The following is a 17,851-nucleotide window of genomic DNA, read 5'->3' as shown; positions in this document are numbered from 1 at the left end:
CAGACCCTGTCGCTGAAATCGGCTGAAGGCCCTTTTTTACAGGGTTTTCCGAACCGTGCAGCAGCGCTCCGCACCTTCGCCACGCCCGGAAGGAGAAACCCATGGGACAGCGTACGCCTCTGTATGACCTGCATCTCGCCCTCGGCGCGAAGATGGTCGATTTTGGCGGTTGGGACATGCCCCTGCATTACGGCTCGCAGGTCGAGGAGCACCATCAGGTGCGTCGCGATTGCGGGGTGTTCGATGTTTCCCACATGACCGTGATCGATGTCACCGGCCCCCAGGCCAAGGCCTGGCTCCAGCATTTGCTGGCCAATGACGTCGAACGCCTGCACAGCCCCGGCCGTGCGTTGTACAGCACCATGCTCAACGAGCGCGGCGGCATCGTCGACGACATGATCGTCTACCGCCTCGAAGACGGTTATCGTCTGGTGGTCAATGCCTCCACCCGCGATCAGGACCTGGCCTGGATGCAGGCACAGTTGGGCAGCTTCGATGTTCAGATGACCGAACGCTCCGAACTGGCGATGCTCGCCATTCAAGGTCCCCATGCCCGGCACAGGATTGCCGAGCTTGTGACCCAGTCCCGCGCCAATCTGATCCAGATGCTCAAGCCTTTTGAAGGCCATGTCGACGGCGACTGGTTCATTGCGCGCACCGGCTACACCGGTGAGGACGGTCTGGAAATTGCCCTGCCGGCCGATCAGGCTCCCGGATTTTTCAACGATCTGGTGGGCGCCGGCATTTCCCCCATTGGTCTCGGCGCTCGCGACACGCTGCGGGTCGAAGCCGGCATGAACCTGTACGGCCAGGACATCCATCAGGACATTTCGCCACTGGCCTCGAACATGGCCTGGAGCATCGCCTGGGAACCGGCCACGCGCCGCTTCATCGGTCGCGATGCGCTGGAGGCGGAGAAAGCCGTTGGTGTGCAGCACAAACTGGTCGGTTTGGTGCTTGAGGAGCGCGGGGTTTTGCGGGCTCATCAGGTGGTTCGTATCGCTGATGTTGGCGAAGGGGAGATCACCAGTGGTAGTTTCTCTCCTACGCTTAGCAAGTCGATTGCCCTGGCGCGTGTACCGATGGCGACTGCCGACCGCGCCGAAGTGGAAATCCGTGGCAAGTGGTATCCGGTACGAGTGGTCAAACCGACGTTTGTCCGTCACGGCAAAACCCTGATCTAAACCTTTTCCGGCGGGCACGACCGCTGACAATTTCTTGAGGACACCGAGCATGAGCAACATTCCAGCTGAACTGCGTTTTGCCGAAAGTCATGAATGGGCGCGCCTTGAAGCCGACGGCACCGTCACCGTGGGCATCAGCGATCACGCCCAGGAAGCGTTGGGTGATGTGGTGTTTGTCGAGCTGGCAGAAGTGGGCAAGGTGTTCGCCGCCGGTGATACCGCCGGTGTCGTCGAGTCGGTCAAGGCCGCTTCCGACATCTACTCCCCGGTCGGTGGCGAAGTGATTGCCGTCAACGAAGACCTGGCCGGTTCGCCGGAAGAACTGAACAACGATCCGTACGCCGCGTGGATCTTCAAGCTCAAGCCAAGCGACAAGGCCGAGCTGGACAAGCTCCTCGACGCTGCCGCCTACAAGGCTGCCATCGGCGAATAAGCTGCACGCCAGCCCCCAAAGCCCCGACCCGTCGGGGCTTTTTTCTGCCCGGGACTTTGGCCTTCGGGGTGGCTGCTATGCTGGTTTGACCGTGTTGCATTGACGCTGAGCCGCCAGCCAAGAGAGAGCCCGTCATGTCCCAGTTGCCATCCCTGAGCCAGTTACGCGATCCCCATGCCTTTCTGCGCCGCCACCTCGGCCCCGATGCCGCCGAGCAACAGGCGATGCTCGACAGCCTCGGCCTCGGCAGCCGGGTCGAACTAATCGAACAGACCGTGCCGCCGGGCATTCGCCTCAACCGCGAGCTGGACCTGCCGCCGGCGCTGGACGAGCAGGCAGCGCTGGCCAAACTGCGTGGTTATGCCGAACAGAATCAGGTCTGGACCAGCCTGATCGGCATGGGCTACCACGGCACCCTGACCCCGACCGTCATCCTGCGCAACGTGCTGGAAAATCCCGGTTGGTACACGGCTTACACGCCTTACCAACCGGAAATCGCTCAGGGCCGGCTCGAAGCGTTGCTCAACTTTCAGCAACTGACCATCGACCTCACCGGCCTTGAACTGGCCAACGCTTCGCTGCTCGATGAAGCCACCGCCGCCGCGGAAGCCATGGCCCTGGCCAAGCGCGTGGCGAAGTCGAAGAGCAATCTGTTCTTCGTCGACGAAAACTGTCATCCCCAGACCATTTCCGTGGTGCAGACCCGCGCCGAAGGCTTCGGCTTCGAGCTGATCGTCGACGCTGTGGATAACTTGAAGCAGCACCAGGTGTTCGGCGCATTGCTGCAATACCCCGACACCCACGGCGAGATCCGCGACCTGCGACCCTTGATCGATCACCTGCACGCGCAGCAGGCGCTGGCCTGCGTCGCGACTGACCTGTTGAGTCTGTTGCTGCTGACCCCGCCGGGCGAACTGGGTGCCGATGTGGTGTTCGGTTCATCCCAGCGCTTCGGCGTGCCGATGGGTTACGGCGGCCCGCACGCGGCGTTTTTCGCCAGTCGCGAGGAATACAAACGAGCGATTCCCGGGCGGATCATCGGCGTATCGAAAGATGCCCGTGGCAACGTCGCGCTGCGCATGGCCCTGCAAACCCGCGAGCAGCATATTCGTCGGGAGAAGGCCAATTCGAACATCTGCACTGCCCAGGTCCTGTTGGCCAACATCGCCAGTTTCTATGCGGTCTATCACGGCCCGGAAGGGCTGAAACGAATCGCCCAGCGCGTGCACCGGCTGACCTGCATTCTCGCCGCCGGGCTCGACCGCCATGGCATCCAGCGCCTCAACCAACACTTCTTCGACACCCTCACGCTGGACGTGGGCGGGGCGCAAACCGCGATCATCGAAAGCGCCCGGGCCGCGCAGATCAACCTGCGCATCCTCGGTCGTGGCCGACTGGGTCTGAGCCTTGACGAGACCTGTGATGAAAGCACCGTGGCCAGACTGTTCGATGTGCTGCTGGGCGCCGATCACGGGTTGAACGTCGCTGATCTCGACGCTGAAACGCTGGCCTCCGGCATTCCCGACACGCTGCAACGCAGCACGCCGTACCTGCGCCACCCGGTGTTCAACGCCCATCACAGCGAAACCGAGATGTTGCGCTACCTCAAGCAACTGGAGAACAAGGATCTGGCGCTTAACCAGTCGATGATTCCGCTGGGCTCCTGCACCATGAAACTCAACGCCACCAGCGAGATGATCCCGATCACCTGGCCGCAATTCGCCAACCTGCACCCGTTCGTGCCCCGGGAGCAGGCGGTCGGTTACACGCTGATGATCGAAGAGCTGGAGCGCTGGCTGTGTGCGATCACCGGGTTCGATGCAATCTGCATGCAGCCCAACTCCGGCGCCCAGGGCGAGTACGCCGGGTTGCTGGCGATCCGCAAATACCACGAGAGCCGCCAGCAGGGCGCGCGGGATATCTGCCTGATTCCTTCTTCGGCCCACGGCACCAACCCGGCCTCGGCGCAGATGGCCGGGATGCGCGTGGTGATCGTCGAGTGCGATGAGGCGGGCAACGTTGATCTGGAGGATTTGAAAGCCAAGGCGTCCGAGGCCGGGGCCAAGTTGTCGTGCCTGATGGCGACCTACCCGTCGACCCACGGCGTGTACGAGGAAGGCATCAGCGAAATCTGCGAAGTTATCCACCAGCACGGCGGCCAGGTGTACATGGACGGCGCCAACCTCAATGCCCAGGTCGGGTTGGCGCGGCCGGCGGACATTGGCGCCGACGTGTCACACATGAACCTGCACAAGACCTTCTGCATACCCCACGGCGGAGGCGGGCCGGGCATGGGGCCGATTGGTGTGCGTGCGCATCTGGCGCCATTCGTTGCCAACCATCCGGTGATTCCGATTGACGGACCGCATCCGCAGAACGGTGCGGTCAGCGCCGCACCGTGGGGCAGTGCGAGCATTCTGCCGATCAGCTGGATGTACATCGCGATGATGGGGCCACAACTGGCGGATGCCAGCGAGGTGGCGATCCTCGCGGCCAATTATCTGGCGCAGCATCTGTCCGGTGCTTTCCCCGTTCTGTACACCGGCCGCAACGAGCGGGTCGCCCACGAATGCATTCTGGATCTGCGGCCGCTGAAAGCGCAGACCGGCATCAGCGAAGAAGACGTCGCCAAACGCCTGATGGATTACGGCTTTCATGCACCGACCATGTCGTTCCCGGTGCCGGGCACCTTGATGGTCGAACCGACCGAAAGCGAGTCCAAGGCCGAACTGGATCGCTTCATCGGCGCGATGCTGAGCATTCGTGCAGAAATCACTGAGGTGCAAAACGGCAACTGGCCGGCCGAGGACAACCCGCTCAAACGGGCGCCGCATACCCTAGCCGATATCACCAGCGTGTGGGAGCGGCCGTACAGCATCGAGCAGGGCATCACGCCGGATGCACACACCAAGGCGCACAAATATTGGCCGGCGGTGAACCGGGTCGATAACGTCTACGGCGACCGCAACCTCTTCTGCGCTTGCGTGCCGGTGGACGATTACCGCTGAATAGCGGGCAAAAAAATGCCGCTCATTTCGAGCGGCATTTTTGTGAGCCTCTTATTCCGACGCCACAGCGTTCTTCGCCAGAATCGCGTTCGCCAGTTCCATATCCGTTGCCTGCAGGCCCGGGTTATCGGCGCGGACTTTCTGCATCGCCGCTTCCAGGTACGGGCCACGGATACCGCCGTCGCTGGCGACGAAGCTGCCAGCATCGTCCTGGGCGGCAACGATCAGTTTGTGATCCTTGAAGGTCAGGTAGGTCGAGCCGGTGGTGGCACCGGACGAAATGACGTTACGCCAAAAGCTGTCGGCCATCGCTGAACCAACAGGGAGGGACAGCAAGGCGAGGGTGGCGACAGCAAGTTTGAGACGCATGTTGGGTGACTCCACTGGTGTTGAATAACCGGTTGGATCGCCGTTTCCCCGATCCGGTTCCGTGAGCGGCTATTTCTGCTCGCTCTGTGGTGTCACCCGCAATACTTCTTCAAGCGTTGTCAGCCCCGCCGCGACTTTCTGCGCGCCGGACAATCGCAGGCTGCGCATGCCTTCCTTGAAGGCCTGGCGACGGATCGCGGTGAGATCGGTGTCGGGGCTGATCAAGGCCTTGAGGCTGTCGCTCAGTTGCATGATTTCGTAGACCCCGGCGCGACCGTGATAACCGGTGTCGCGGCACTCCAGGCAACCGATGGCCCGTTGCGCATTGCCCGGCAGCGGCGCCTGCCACGGCCGGGTCAGGGTTTGCCAGTCTTCTTCGTCCAGTGTCAGCGGCGCCTTGCAGTGCGGACACAGTGTGCGCACCAGGCGTTGCGCCATCACGCCAAGCACGGTGGCCTTGATCAGGTAATGCGGCACGCCGAGTTCCAGCAGACGGCTGATGGCGCTCGGCGCGTCGTTGGTGTGCAGGGTCGAGAGCACCAGGTGCCCGGTCAGCGCCGCCTGGATCGCCATTTCGGCGGTTTCCAGGTCGCGGATCTCGCCGATCATGATGATGTCCGGGTCTTGCCGCATCAGCGCCCGCACGCCGGCGGCGAACGTCAGGTCGATGTTGTGCTGGACCTGCATCTGGTTGAAGGCCGGCTCGACCATCTCGATCGGGTCTTCGATGGTGCAGAGGTTGACCTCCGGGGTCGCCAGTTTCTTCAGTGTGGTGTACAGCGTAGTGGTCTTGCCGGAACCGGTCGGGCCGGTGACCAGGATGATGCCGTTGGGCTGGCGGGTCATGTCCTGCCAGCGCCGCAGGTCGTCGGCGGAAAAGCCCAGCTGATCGAAATCCTTGAGCAGCACCTCCGGGTCGAAGATCCGCATGACCATTTTTTCGCCGAACGCGGTGGGCAGGGTCGACAGCCGCAACTCGACTTCACCGCCGTCCGGAGTCTTGGTCTTGACCCGGCCGTCCTGGGGTTTGCGCTTCTCGGCGACGTTCATCCGGCCAAGGCTTTTCAGGCGGCTGACGATGGCCATCGTCACCTGCGGCGGGAATTGATAGACGTTGTGCAACACACCGTCGATGCGAAAACGCACCGTGCCTTGCTCGCGCCGGGGTTCGATGTGGATATCGCTGGCCCGCTGCTGAAAGGCGTACTGGAACAGCCAGTCGACGATGTTGACGATGTGCGCGTCGTTGGCATCCGGTTCCTGATCGCTGGCGCCGAGGTTGAGCAGTTGTTCGAAGTTGCCGAGGTTGCCGCCCTGCGCATCGGCATTGCTGGCGCCGCTGACCGATTTGGCGAGACGGAAGAATTCGACACTGAAACGCTGAATGTCCGCCGGGTTGGCCACCACCCGTTTGATCGGCAGTTTCAGCACGTGAGTCAGATCGGCCTCCCAACCGCTGACGTAGGGCTGGGCGCTGGCCACGGTGACCGCGTCGCGGTCGACCGACACCGCGAGGATCTTGTGGCGCTGGGCAAAGGCATAGGACATCAGCGGCGTGATGGCGGCGACGTTGATCTTCAGCGGATCGATCCGCAGGTACGGCTGGCCGGCCTGTTGCGCGAGCCACAGGGTCAGGCTTTCCAGGTCGAGGTGTTTGCCCGGACGGCTGAGGTCGTCCAGTTGCTGGCTGGCGATGAATTCCAGCGGGTGCTTCTGGCCGTGGGCGGCATGCCGGCGCCGGGCATTCAACGCCTGCTCGGCCGAGTCCTGGCAGATGAAACCCTGGGCGACCAGTTCACGCAGTACCTCATTGAGATCCAGCCAGCGGTCCTGAGTGGCGAGTTGAACGGACATGCGGGCTCCTTTTGAACGACAGTGCGCAAAGGATAGTCGTGGCCCCGCCGACCGTTGGGCCACTACCCGACGAAGACGTTTCGGTTCTTGTCAGCCGGCCGCCTGTGCCGGCGCATTCCACGCCGCTTCGGGGTTTTGCAGGTCCACCGAGCAGACGCTGATCAGGTTACGAAGTTTTTCCGCGATCACCTGGGCGCGGTGCCAGCTCAGGCCACCCATGACGATGTCGATCGACAGCAAGTCGTCCAGCCGCTGGACATTGACCTGTTCCGGGGTGAGGCACTGCAAGGCGAACAGGTTCAGCACCCGCACCAGCAAATCCGGCTCGGCCTCGGCCAGGATCTGGTATTGCGCAAGGCAATGGGCGTTGCTGGCGTTCCACACATCGGCACGGGGCGCGGGGGTGTTCACGGCTTCGAGGTGTGGCATGGCAGGTCTCCGGAATCAGTGGAGGAATTTTTACATTCGATGCCGGGCATTTCTTGTCTAAGATGAGCTGATCAGGCGATTGGTAAGGTTGATCAATTCGCCATTAGCTTATTTTGGGGATTATTTATGCACAGCGAGCTGGACAGCTACGACCGGCGCATTCTCGCCCTGCTGCAAGAGGACGCTTCCTTGTCCAGCGCACAGATCGCCGAACAGGTGGGTCTGTCGCAATCGCCGTGCTGGCGGCGGATTCAGCGGATGAAGGAGGAGGGGATCATTCGCGGCCAGGTGACCCTGCTCGATCGCAAGAAAATCGGCCTGAACACGCAGATCTTCGCCGAGATCAAACTCAACGCCCACGGCCGTTCGAACTTCACTGAGTTCACCGAGGCGATTCGCGGCTTTCCCGAAGTGCTGGAGTGTTACGTGCTGATGGGGGCGGTGGATTTTCTGTTGCGGATCGTCGCGGCTGACATCGAGGCGTATGAGCGGTTCTTTTTCGAGAAGCTGTCGCTGGTGCCGGGGATTCAGGAAGTGAACTCGATTGTGGCGTTGTCGGAGATCAAGTCGACGACGAGCCTGCCGGTACTGCGTTGATTGCGCGGTGATGATCGTTCCCACGCTCCCGCGTGGGAATGCCTCAATGGACGCTCTGCGTCCGCTTTGGGACGCGGAGCGTCCCGGGCTGCATTCCCACGCAGAGCGTGGGAACGATCACACGGGTGGGAACGATCATCATCCGGGGGTTACATACGCAACAGCATTTTCCAGGCGCGGTTCTGGTACACCGCAATCGTCTGATGCTTGCGCGCATCGAGCAGTTCTTCGGTGATGGTCGGCTCGTTGGCCAGTTGCGCCAGTTTGTTCAGCTCGCCGTACAGACGATCCATTTCCGGGATCTCCAGCACGTTGCGCGCGTGGTGCAGCCAGACCTGGATGCGCTCGATGCGCGGCAATTGCTCGGCCAGATCTTCCGGTTGCTGCTGATAACGCTGCAATTGCAGCGAAGTGGCTTCTTCGCCCAGCAGGCGCGGCAGCCAGCTTTGCAACTGCGCGGCACCCTGGCGATTGCCACGGGTGTTACGGTCCGCCGTCCAGGTACGGGCCAGCAACCAGCGCGAAGCGTTCAGCGAAAACAGGCCCCAGCGCGGATCTTCCAGTTCTTCGAGGAACTGCTCCGGCGCGGCTTTGCGCACGTCTTCGTCTTCGATGCCGACCTGTACCAGCGGGCGCCAGTCTTCCAGCAGCGCATCCAGCGCCACGCGCAGGTCGTGGGTCGACGGACGCGGTGCGGCCTGGCCGAGGCTGCTGAGCAGGGCGCGCATTTCCGCGAGGTTCTCGACCCAGTCCTGCAACAGGCGCCAATGGCCGTTGAAACGATACTGTTCGGCCAGACGCTGGCTGCTGCCGAGCAGGTGCCAGGCCAGGGCGGCGAAAGCGTCGTCCAGCGGGGTTTCGGCGGTGATGGCCGGCGCCGGCAGGCTCAGCGAGTAGCTGTTGGCGTCGTACAGGCGATAGCCGCGCTCGGCCTTGCTGATGTCGCACGGCATCAGGGCCAGGGTTTCGGCCAGTTCGGCGGCCAGTTCCAGCAGCGCGGCAGGCTCGCCTTCGCGCAGCTCCAGTTCCAGCTCGCAGATTTCTTCTTTCTGTTTGCCGACTACCACGTGGCCCAGGTCCAGCGCGGCTTCGATGACCACTTTGGTCTTGCCACGGCCCCAGGCGATTTCGGCACGCTCGCGGACGAAATCGGTGGTGAAGATCGGCTTCAGGGTTTTCTTGTCCAGCTCGGCGAGGGACTCGGGCCAGCATTCGCCGTCGAGTTTCTTCACGTCGAGCTTGGCTTTGGGCAGGTTCCAGTCGTACTCGTTACGCTCGGACAGGCCGGCGACGCTCTGGCCACGGGTCTTGAGGGTCTGAATCACGTCTTCGCCGTCCTTGCGCAGGCGCAGGGCAACCTTGGCCCGGGCCAGGTCACGCTCGGGCGTGTCGAAGTACTGATTCATCAACTCACGGCGTTCCCAGCCACTTTTGTTGCGTTTTTTCAGGAGAGGGTGCTCGCGCAGGGCGGCGAGGGTTTCGCGGCTGACGCGGAGTTTGATTTCGGTTTCTTTCTGCATGGCCGGAAAATCCAGGATCGGGAGCGCAGCCGGGGGGATGTGTGGCTGCCAAGGCCGTGCAGTGTACAGGACTGAACCTTCCTACGCTTTGCGGCGGTTTATTCTCGGCGCCGGATGGTTCTATGATGAACCTCAATCCGGGAGTTGGAGTCAGCGATGCCTTTGCCGTCCATGCAAGACCAGTTCGCTGCACTGATCGCCGCGCCGTCGGTCAGTTGCACCCAGCCGGGCCTCGACCAGTCCAACCGGGCGGTGATCGATCTGCTTGCAGGTTGGCTTGGCGACCTGGGTTTCAGTTGCGACATCCAGCAGGTCAGCCCCGGCAAATTCAATCTGCTCGCCAGTTTCGGCAGCGGCCCCGGCGGGCTGGTGCTGGCCGGACACAGCGACACGGTGCCGTACGACGATGCGCTGTGGAAAACCGATCCGCTGAAACTCACCGAAGTCGACGGCCGCTGGGTCGGCCTCGGCAGTTGTGACATGAAGGGCTTTTTCGCCCTGATCATCGAAGCCGTGCAACCGCTGCTCGATCAGCCGTTCAAGCAGCCGCTGCTGATCCTCGCCACCTGCGATGAAGAAAGCTCGATGTCCGGTGCCCGGGCGCTGGCCGAAGCGGGGCGACCGCTGGGCCGGGCGGCGGTGATCGGCGAGCCGACCGGGCTCAAGCCGATCCGCATGCACAAGGGCATCATGATGGAGCGCATCGATATCCTCGGGCAGAGCGGCCATTCGTCGGATCCGCGCCTGGGGCACAGTGCACTCGAAGCGATGCACGACGCCATCGGCGAGCTGCGCGGCCTGCGCCTGCTGTGGCAGCGCGAATTCAACAACCCGCAGTTCAGTGTGCCGCAGCCGACCATGAATTTCGGCTGCATACACGGCGGCGACAACCCCAACCGCATCTGCGGCCAGTGTTCGCTGGAGTTCGACTTGCGTCCGTTGCCGGGGATGGACCCCAAGCTCTTGCGCAGCGAGATTCTGCGCAAGCTCAACCCGGTTGCCGAACGGCATAAAGTGAAGATCGATTACGCGCCGCTGTTTCCCGAAGTGCCGCCGTTCGAACAGGCCGAAGACGCGGAGTTAGTGCGAATTGCCGAAAAACTCACCGGCCACCAGGCCGAAGCGGTAGCGTTCGGCACCGAAGCGCCTTATCTTCAGCGCCTTGGCTGCGAAACCATCGTGCTTGGCCCCGGCGACATCGCCTGTGCGCACCAACCGGGCGAGTACCTCGAAATGTCACGTTTGCAGCCTACCGTGCATCTATTGCGGCAGTTGATCGAACATTACTGTCTCAAAGCTGTATAAATTGCCCACACACCCACCCGTATTCATGAGGAGAGCGCGCGTGTCGCCAAGCCTGTTCCGACGATAACCATCAGCCCGCTGTGCGTTTTCCGTTCTGCCCTTTTTCCGGCTGCTATTTATTACAGGCCCAGGTTCATGCCCGAATACGTCAATTGGCTTCGCCACGCGTCTCCTTATATCAATGCTCACCGCGATTGCACCTTCGTTGTCATGCTTCCGGGCGACGGCGTGGAGCATCCGAATTTCGGCAACATCGTCCATGACATCGTATTGCTGCACAGCCTAGGCGTGCGGCTGGTGCTGGTTCATGGTTCGCGTCCGCAGATCGAAACCCGCCTCGCCGCACGCGGCCTGACCCCGCATTACCACCACGGCATGCGCATCACCGATGCCGCGACCCTGGAATGCGTGATCGACGCGGTCGGCCAGTTGCGCATCGCCATCGAAGCGCGGCTGTCGATGGACATGGCTTCGTCGCCGATGCAGGGCTCGCGCCTGCGGGTGGCCAGCGGCAACCTCGTTACCGCGCGGCCGATCGGCGTGCTGGAAGGCGTCGACTATCACCACACCGGCGAAGTGCGCCGGGTCGACCGCAAAGGCATCAACCGCCTGCTCGACGAGCGCTCCATCGTATTGCTGTCGCCGCTGGGGTATTCGCCGACCGGTGAAATCTTCAACCTGGCCTGCGAAGACGTGGCGACCCGCGCCGCCATCGATCTGGGCGCCGACAAGCTGCTGCTGTTCGGCGCCGACCTCGGTCTGATCGACGAAAACGGCAAACTGGTGCGCGAGCTGCGTCCGCAACAGGTGCCGGCGCATTTGCAGCGTCTGGGCAGCAACTATCAGGCGGAATTGCTCGATGCCGCTGCCGAAGCCTGTCGTGGCGGCGTGGCGCGCAGTCATATCGTCAGTTATGCCGAGGACGGTGCGCTGCTGACCGAACTGTTCACCCGTGACGGTGGCGGTACGCTGGTGGCCCAGGAGCAATTCGAACTGGTGCGCGAGGCGGCGATTGAAGACGTCGGCGGCTTGCTCGACCTGATCAGCCCGCTGGAAGAGCAGGGCATTCTGGTGCGCCGTTCCCGTGAAGTGCTGGAGCGCGAGATCGAGCAGTTCAGCGTGGTTGAGCGTGAAGGGATGATCATCGCCTGTGCGGCGCTGTATCAGATTGCCGATTCGGATGCCGGCGAGCTGGCGTGTCTGGCGGTGAATCCTGAGTATCGCCATGGCGGTCGCGGCGACGAATTGCTCGAGCGCATCGAGACCCGTGCCCGGGCGCAAGGCCTGAAAACCCTGTTCGTTCTCACCACCCGCACCGCCCACTGGTTCCGCGAGCGTGGCTTCGAACCAAGCAGCGTCGAACGCCTGCCGGCGGCGCGGGCTTCTCTCTATAACTACCAGCGCAATTCGAAGATCTTCGAAAAGTCGCTGTGATGTGACGCCCCCATCGCGAGCAGGCTCGCTCCCACAAAGGTTCACTGAACCGGTGAGGGAGCGAGCTTGCTCGCGATAGCGTTTATTCGGCTACAAACTTCGCACTGACGTATGGCGAGTAGTCAGGCAAAACACTTTCGACCTTGCCCTGTTCCTTCAAGAATTTCGCCGTTTCACCAATCGCCTTCGCCGTGCCGCCGTCCAGCAGCGCCGTGGTCTGTTGCGCCTTGGCGTCCGGGAAGGCTGAACCGGCGAGCAATTCCGGAACGTCGGCAGGATTGGCACCGGTCAGTTTGGCGATTTTCTGCACAGGCACCGAGTCGGCCGTCCAGCTGTCTTTATGGGCCGCGTAATCAGCGAACGAGTCCAGGGTCACCTTGGCGAACCTGGCCACGACTTCAGGATGCTTCTCGGCAAAGTCCTTGCGCGCGACCCAGACTTCGAAGGTCGGCGCGCCCCATTGGCCGACCTGCGCGGCATCGGTCAGGGTCTTGCCGGTTTTGCGGATTTCACCCAGCGCCGGCGACCAGACAAAGGCGCCGTCGATGTCGCCACGTTTCCAGGCCGCCGCGATTTCTGCGGGTTGCAGGTTCACCACTTTGACTTTCGAGGTGTCCAGGCCCCAGTGCTTGAGCGCGCCGAGCAGGCTGTAGTGGGAGGTGGAAACGAACGGGGTGGCGATGGTCTTGCCGATCAGGTCTTCGGGCTTGTTGATACCGCTGCCGTTACGCACCACCAGCGCTTCTGCGGCATTGATCTGCGCCGAGACGATAAAGGCCACGATCGGCAGATTGCGCGAAGCGGCGGCCGCCAACGGACTGGAGCCGAGGTTGCCGATCTGCACATCGCCGGAGGCGATGGCTGTCACAACTTCCGGGCCGCTGTTGAACCGGCGCCAGTCGATTTTCTCGCCGATGGCCTTCTCGTACGCGCCGTCGGCCTGGGGGACTTTGCTCGGGTCGATACCGGTCTGGTAGCCCACAGTGAGGTTGGCGGCATGGGCTGAAAAAGAAATCAGCGCCGACACACAAACTGTAACAAATTGACTAGATAGTGCGCGTTTGGCCATCATGGCGTCGCCTTTTCGATAGGGTTTGACGAATCGGGGTTGCGTCAAAGCTAATCGATCTAAAAAAAGGCTAACAAATACCATTTAGTAATGAGCTTAGTCGCCGATACGCTGTATCCCGGTGAAGATGGCAAATGGCTGGCCATATAGCCGAATGGTATGAAAAAGAATGAATAAATTCTTTTTCGGTTTATCAGGAAGTCTTTACCCTGCAGGGACCAAATCACTGCGATTAGACCTTGGTCGTAGACATACAAGGTTACGATTGACTTGTCAGTCACGGTCTGGCGCTAATCGCGCATCTTAGGATCCAGGGGCATCAGACCCCGGACCAGGAACACAAGAATTAGAAACGAGAGGAGCGAAACATGAACAAGTCCACCTTGGCCCTGGCCGTGGCCGTAGGGGTTTTGGCGCAGCAGGCAGGCGCCGCCGGTTTCATCGAAGACAGCAAGGCCACTCTGGGTCTGCGTAACTTCTACATCAACACTGACAACCGCGATGGCGCTGGTGCCAACAAGAACGAAGAGTGGGGCCAAGGCTTCGATCTGCGTTTCATCTCCGGCTACACCCAAGGCACCGTAGGCTTCGGTATTGATGCCATCGGCCTGCTGGGCGTGCGTCTGGATTCGGGCGGCGGCACCAACGGCAACAGCGGCACCGCTTACGGCGGCACTGTGTTCCCGAGCGAGTCCAACGGCAAAGCAGTGGACAACTTCTCCAGCCTGGGTCTGACTGCCAAAGCCAAGATCTCCCAGACCGAACTGAAGCTGGGCACCCTGCAGCCGAAAAACCCGGTGATCGTGACCAACGACGGTCGTCTGCTGCCACAAACCTGGCAGGGCGGTCAGATCACTTCCGGCGAAATCAAGGACCTGACCCTGGTCGGTGGTCAGATCGAAGCCGTGAAAGGTCGTAACTCCAGCAACAACGAAAACCTGTCCATCGGCGGTGCAAACACCCGTGGCGCTGGCTTCCGTGACAGCAACAAGTTCATCTACGCCGGTGGCGACTACAAGATCACCAAAGACCTGACTGCCCAGTACTACTACGGCAACCTGGAAGACTTCTACAAGCAGCACTTCCTGGGTCTGGTACACAACTGGGCCATCGGCCCGGGCGTATTGAAGTCTGACTTCCGTTACTTCAACAGCTCCGACGACGGCAAGAACGGCACTGATCCGGCCTACTACAGCAGCGGCAACTACACCGGTTTCCGTTCCGGTCGTGGCGAAGTCGACAACAACCTGTACAGCGGCCTGTTCCTGTACACCGTTGAAGGTCACACCTTCGGTGGCGGTTACCAGGTTTCCAACGGCAGCTCCGACTTCCCTTGGCTGAACCAGGGCGACGGTTCGTCGAACTACACCATCACCGACATGCAGATCCAGAAGTTCGGTCGTGCCGGCGAGAAAACCTGGCAGGCACGCTACTCGTATGACTTCGCTAAAGTCGGCGTACCTGGCCTGACCGCCGGTGTGGTTTACCTGAAAGGCGATTCGATCGACACCGTTGGCACCAACGGCCGCGAAAACGCTTCGAACCGTTCCGAGTGGGAACGCGACTTCACCATCGGTTACGTCGTACCGGAAGGTCCGTTCAAGAACGTCGGCCTGATGTGGAAAAACGCTGTATGGCGCACCGACCTGCCGAACACCCGTTCGCAGGACGAAAACCGCCTGATCGTCAGCTACTCGATCCCGCTGCTGTAATAGCGCGCTCCTGCACTGATGTAAAAAAGCCCCGTCCGGCATCGCGCCGGACGGGGCTTTTGCGTTTTCGGGTCCGGCTCACCCCCGTAAGCCTTTCCCGATGTTCCCCTCTTTACAGCAACTCAAGGCCTTCTCGAACCTTGAGGGCGATGTTCGTCGCGATGCTGCGGGGCGTCCAGTGAACAGATGTTTAATATTCAATAAAGATATAGATATCTAGTTATTTATTCTTTTTCAGAAGAACGAATCACGAGCTACAGTTGAGGTCTCCAACCACTCATCAGGAGCCGCACCATGAGCCTCAGACTTGGCGATATCGCCCCCGATTTCGAACAGGATTCCAGCGCCGGCAAGATTCGTTTCCACGAATGGCTGGGCGATAGCTGGGGCGTGCTGTTTTCCCACCCGGCAGACTTCACCCCGGTGTGCACCACCGAGCTGGGCTTCACCGCCAAGCTCAAGGACGAGTTCACCAAGCGCGGCGTGAAAGCCATTGCACTGTCGGTCGATCCGGTGGACTCGCACCACAAGTGGATCGAGGACATCAACGAAACCCAGAACACCATCGTCAACTTCCCGATCCTGGCCGATGCCGATCGCAAGGTGTCCGATCTGTACGATCTGATTCACCCGAACGCCAACGACACCCTGACCGTGCGTTCGCTGTTCGTGATCGATCCGAACAAGAAGATCCGCCTGACCATCACCTACCCGGCGAGCACCGGGCGCAACTTCCACGAAATCCTGCGGGTGATCGACTCGCTGCAGCTCACCGACAACTACAAGGTGGCCACCCCGGCCAACTGGCAGGACGGTGAAGAAGTGGTGATCGTGCCGTCGCTCAAGGACGAAGACGAAATCAAGCAACGCTTTCCGAAAGGCTACCGCGCGGTGAAACCGTACCTGCGCCTGACCCCACAGCCGAACAAGTGAATCAGTAAATTTTGCGGTGTAGTCACCACCGCTTTCGCGAGCAAGCCCGCTCCCACATTCTGGAATGCGTTCCCCTGTGGGAGCGGGCGTGTTCCGGGCGGCGTTCCGACGAAGGCGTCGGCTTGAGCGACACAGAATTCAGAACCACGATGCAGGGAATTTCAGGCCGTTTCGACGGCCTTTTTTTTTCGACTGGAAAAACCTCAATCTTATATCTCTTAATTGCATAACCAAATGAATAAATATGATTTATGGATATATAAATCAGCTGGTAATGTCACTCACATCGAAGCGAGATCGCAACCCGCGAATCGCCTGTAACGCGCAAGGAATTTTCTGAATGCTGGTCGTCTCACTCGGTGGCAGTCCCAGTCAACGTTCCCGCTCCGGGGTGTTGCTGGAACGCTCGCAACGCTGGTTGCAGCAGCAAGGGGTGGAAGTGGTGAGTTATCAGGTGCGGGACTTCCCGGCCGAAGACCTGCTCCACGCCCGCTTCGACAGCCCGAAGGTGCTCGACTTGCTGCAACAGATTGAAAACGCCGATGGCCTGCTGATCGCCACGCCGGTGTACAAGGCGTCGTTTTCCGGTGCCCTGAAGACCGTGCTGGATCTGCTGCCCGAGCGTGCGCTGAACCACAAGGTTGTTCTGCCAATGGCCACCGGCGGCAGCATCGCTCATATGCTGGTGGTCGATTACGCCCTCAAACCGGTGCTGTCGGCGTTGAAGGCCCAGGAAATGCTGCAAGGGATTTTTGCCGAGGACAGCCAGATCGCCTACGGCGAAGGCAGTGCCCAGGCCCAGTTGGCACCGGCGCTGGAGCAGCGGTTGCATGAAGCGCTGGACCAGTTTGTCAGCGCCATGGCCCGCCGGCCGAAGCCGCTGGAGCCGGGGCTGCTGAACGAACGTTTGTTGAGTGCTCGCTGGAGCATTTGAGCCACACCGAAACTTGAAGTACTCACCTTACTCAGCCGCCAACGGCCAAGCAGGTGCAGCCAAAACCCAACAGCAAAAAGGAGAGCGCTATGCGCACTGTATTTTTGCGTCGTGGTCTGGTCGCTCTGTTTGCTGCGGCTGTGTCCTTCGGCGCCATCACCCAAGCTCAAGCTGAAACGCTACGAATCGGTTATCAGAAGTACGGCACTTTGGTGCTGCTCAAAGCCAAGGGCACCCTGGAAAAACGTCTCGCCGCCCAAGGCGTCGACGTGCAATGGACTGAATTCCCCGGCGGCCCGCAACTGCTCGAAGGCCTGAACGTCGGCTCGATCGACTTCGGCGTCACCGGCGAAACCCCGCCGGTCTTTGCCCAGGCGGCCGGTGCCGATCTGCTCTACGTCGCCTACGAGCCACCAGCGCCGAACAGCGAAGCGATCCTCGTGCCGAAAGATTCGCCGATCAAATCGGTGGCGGATCTCAAGGGCAAGAAAGTCGCGCTGAACAAAGGCTCCAACGTTCACTACCTGCTGGTGCGTGCGCTGGAAGATGCCGGCCTCAAGTACACCGACATTCAAACCGTGTTCCTGCCGCCGGCGGATGCCCGCGCCGCGTTCGAGCGTGGCAGCGTTGACGCCTGGGTCATCTGGGACCCGTACCAGGCCGCCGCCGAGAAGCAACTGCAAGCGCACACCCTGCGTGATGGTAAAGGCATCGTCGACAACCACCAGTTCTACCTGGCGACCAAACCCTATGCACAGAAAAATCCCGAGGTGATCAAGACCCTCGTGGAAGAAGTGCGCGCCGTCGGTGAGTGGTCCAAGGCCAACCCGGAAGACGTGACTCAACAGGTATCGCCGCTGCTTGGCCTGCCGGCAGACATCACCCTGACCTCGGTGAAGCGCCAAGGCTACGGCGCGCTGTTCCTGACCCCGGAAGTGGTCGCCGCGCAACAGAAAATCGCCGACACCTTCTACCAGCTCAAGCTGATTCCCAAGCCGTTGAGCATCAAGGACGTGATCTGGACCCCGCCGGCCGCAGTGGACCAAAGCTCGGTCACCCAAGCCCAGTAA

General features: G+C 61.1%; 15 protein-coding genes. 10 read left to right on the top strand and 5 right to left on the bottom strand.

The window, feature by feature from the left end; genetic code table 11:
* The first annotated feature begins 101 nt into the window (after nt 1-101).
* From gcvT to gcvP, 3 genes are all read left to right on the top strand, one after another.
* The gene (gene gcvT, locus CAG25_RS00895; protein WP_085612031.1) at nt 102-1,184 is read left to right on the top strand and encodes a glycine cleavage system aminomethyltransferase GcvT; all 1,083 of its coding nucleotides are present in this window, start codon (nt 102-104) and stop codon (nt 1,182-1,184) included.
* A 49-nt stretch (nt 1,185-1,233) separates the two neighbouring features.
* Complete coding sequence (gene gcvH, locus CAG25_RS00890; RefSeq protein ID WP_011336464.1) at nt 1,234-1,617, top strand: glycine cleavage system protein GcvH; 384 nt, start codon at nt 1,234-1,236, stop codon at nt 1,615-1,617.
* A 134-nt stretch (nt 1,618-1,751) separates the two neighbouring features.
* Nucleotides 1,752-4,625 carry an aminomethyl-transferring glycine dehydrogenase gene (gene gcvP, locus CAG25_RS00885; protein ID WP_085612030.1) on the top strand — a complete coding sequence of 958 codons (2,874 nt, stop codon included), beginning with the start codon at nt 1,752-1,754 and terminating at the stop codon, nt 4,623-4,625.
* A 51-nt stretch (nt 4,626-4,676) separates the two neighbouring features.
* Here gcvP and CAG25_RS00880 read toward each other — a convergent pair whose 3' ends face one another.
* From CAG25_RS00880 to CAG25_RS00870, 3 genes are all read right to left on the bottom strand, one after another.
* Entirely contained in the window at nt 4,677-4,994 is a 318-nt protein-coding gene (locus tag CAG25_RS00880) for a DUF2388 domain-containing protein (RefSeq protein ID WP_007951791.1), read from the bottom strand.
* A gap of 69 nt (nt 4,995-5,063) precedes the next feature.
* Nucleotides 5,064-6,848, bottom strand: a complete 1,785-nt coding sequence (locus CAG25_RS00875; protein ID WP_064379973.1) for a GspE/PulE family protein — start codon at nt 6,846-6,848, stop codon at nt 5,064-5,066.
* Between the two features lie 90 nt (nt 6,849-6,938).
* The gene (locus tag CAG25_RS00870; RefSeq protein WP_085612029.1) at nt 6,939-7,277 is read right to left on the bottom strand and encodes a hypothetical protein; all 339 of its coding nucleotides are present in this window, start codon (nt 7,275-7,277) and stop codon (nt 6,939-6,941) included.
* Between the two features lie 126 nt (nt 7,278-7,403).
* Here CAG25_RS00870 and CAG25_RS00865 point away from each other — a divergent pair, with 126 nt between their 5' ends.
* Nucleotides 7,404-7,874: an Lrp/AsnC family transcriptional regulator gene (locus CAG25_RS00865; protein WP_007951785.1), complete on the top strand. Its 471-nt coding sequence runs from the start codon at nt 7,404-7,406 to the stop codon at nt 7,872-7,874.
* A 149-nt stretch (nt 7,875-8,023) separates the two neighbouring features.
* On the opposite strand, the gene CAG25_RS00860 is transcribed toward CAG25_RS00865, so the two are convergent.
* Nucleotides 8,024-9,394 carry an inorganic triphosphatase gene (locus CAG25_RS00860; RefSeq protein WP_085612028.1) on the bottom strand — a complete coding sequence of 457 codons (1,371 nt, stop codon included), beginning with the start codon at nt 9,392-9,394 and terminating at the stop codon, nt 8,024-8,026.
* 156 nt (nt 9,395-9,550) lie between these two features.
* On the opposite strand from CAG25_RS00860, the gene argE reads away from it, so the two are divergent.
* Together argE and argA are read left to right on the top strand one after the other, a co-directional pair.
* Entirely contained in the window at nt 9,551-10,699 is a 1,149-nt protein-coding gene (argE, locus tag CAG25_RS00855) for an acetylornithine deacetylase (protein WP_085612027.1), read from the top strand.
* 135 nt (nt 10,700-10,834) lie between these two features.
* Nucleotides 10,835-12,133, top strand: a complete 1,299-nt coding sequence (gene argA, locus CAG25_RS00850; RefSeq protein ID WP_007951778.1) for an amino-acid N-acetyltransferase — start codon at nt 10,835-10,837, stop codon at nt 12,131-12,133.
* Between the two features lie 82 nt (nt 12,134-12,215).
* Here the strand turns inward: argA and tauA are convergent, their stop codons facing one another.
* Nucleotides 12,216-13,205: a taurine ABC transporter substrate-binding protein gene (gene tauA, locus CAG25_RS00845; protein ID WP_085612026.1), complete on the bottom strand. Its 990-nt coding sequence runs from the start codon at nt 13,203-13,205 to the stop codon at nt 12,216-12,218.
* Between the two features lie 365 nt (nt 13,206-13,570).
* Between tauA and CAG25_RS00840 the strand changes: the two genes are divergently transcribed.
* From CAG25_RS00840 to CAG25_RS00825, 4 genes are all read left to right on the top strand, one after another.
* Nucleotides 13,571-14,914, top strand: coding sequence for an OprD family porin (locus CAG25_RS00840; RefSeq protein WP_064600252.1), 1,344 nt, complete (start codon nt 13,571-13,573; stop codon nt 14,912-14,914).
* Nucleotides 14,915-15,208: 294 nt separating this feature from the next.
* The gene (locus tag CAG25_RS00835; protein ID WP_011336455.1) at nt 15,209-15,847 is read left to right on the top strand and encodes a peroxiredoxin; all 639 of its coding nucleotides are present in this window, start codon (nt 15,209-15,211) and stop codon (nt 15,845-15,847) included.
* A gap of 340 nt (nt 15,848-16,187) precedes the next feature.
* Nucleotides 16,188-16,781 carry an NADPH-dependent FMN reductase gene (ssuE, locus tag CAG25_RS00830; RefSeq protein ID WP_085612025.1) on the top strand — a complete coding sequence of 198 codons (594 nt, stop codon included), beginning with the start codon at nt 16,188-16,190 and terminating at the stop codon, nt 16,779-16,781.
* Between the two features lie 89 nt (nt 16,782-16,870).
* Nucleotides 16,871-17,851 (top strand): sulfonate ABC transporter substrate-binding protein, encoded by a 981-nt coding sequence (locus CAG25_RS00825; RefSeq protein ID WP_085612024.1) that lies wholly within the window; start codon nt 16,871-16,873, stop codon nt 17,849-17,851.

Origin of the sequence: Pseudomonas sp. B16(2017), from assembly GCF_002113205.1 — a bacterium.
Classification (GTDB): domain Bacteria; phylum Pseudomonadota; class Gammaproteobacteria; order Pseudomonadales; family Pseudomonadaceae; genus Aquipseudomonas; species Aquipseudomonas pharyngis.
This window is presented reverse-complemented; position numbering and strand designations above follow the sequence as displayed.

Bases quoted from the DNA above. Each gene is read 5' to 3' on its own strand.
- CAG25_RS00860 (WP_085612028.1), bottom strand. From the start codon at position 9,394: ATGCAGAAAGAAACCGAAATCAAACTCCGCGTCAGCCGCGAAACCCTC.
- CAG25_RS00840 (WP_064600252.1), top strand. From the start codon at position 13,571: ATGAACAAGTCCACCTTGGCCCTGGCCGTGGCCGTAGGGGTTTTGGCG.
- argA (WP_007951778.1), top strand. From the start codon at position 10,835: ATGCCCGAATACGTCAATTGGCTTCGCCACGCGTCTCCTTATATCAAT.
- gcvT (WP_085612031.1), top strand. From the start codon at position 102: ATGGGACAGCGTACGCCTCTGTATGACCTGCATCTCGCCCTCGGCGCG.
- argE (WP_085612027.1), top strand. From the start codon at position 9,551: ATGCCTTTGCCGTCCATGCAAGACCAGTTCGCTGCACTGATCGCCGCG.
- CAG25_RS00865 (WP_007951785.1), top strand. From the start codon at position 7,404: ATGCACAGCGAGCTGGACAGCTACGACCGGCGCATTCTCGCCCTGCTG.
- gcvP (WP_085612030.1), top strand. From the start codon at position 1,752: ATGTCCCAGTTGCCATCCCTGAGCCAGTTACGCGATCCCCATGCCTTT.
- tauA (WP_085612026.1), bottom strand. From the start codon at position 13,205: ATGATGGCCAAACGCGCACTATCTAGTCAATTTGTTACAGTTTGTGTG.
- CAG25_RS00880 (WP_007951791.1), bottom strand. From the start codon at position 4,994: ATGCGTCTCAAACTTGCTGTCGCCACCCTCGCCTTGCTGTCCCTCCCT.
- ssuE (WP_085612025.1), top strand. From the start codon at position 16,188: ATGCTGGTCGTCTCACTCGGTGGCAGTCCCAGTCAACGTTCCCGCTCC.
- gcvH (WP_011336464.1), top strand. From the start codon at position 1,234: ATGAGCAACATTCCAGCTGAACTGCGTTTTGCCGAAAGTCATGAATGG.
- CAG25_RS00835 (WP_011336455.1), top strand. From the start codon at position 15,209: ATGAGCCTCAGACTTGGCGATATCGCCCCCGATTTCGAACAGGATTCC.
- CAG25_RS00875 (WP_064379973.1), bottom strand. From the start codon at position 6,848: ATGTCCGTTCAACTCGCCACTCAGGACCGCTGGCTGGATCTCAATGAG.
- CAG25_RS00870 (WP_085612029.1), bottom strand. From the start codon at position 7,277: ATGCCACACCTCGAAGCCGTGAACACCCCCGCGCCCCGTGCCGATGTG.
- CAG25_RS00825 (WP_085612024.1), top strand. From the start codon at position 16,871: ATGCGCACTGTATTTTTGCGTCGTGGTCTGGTCGCTCTGTTTGCTGCG.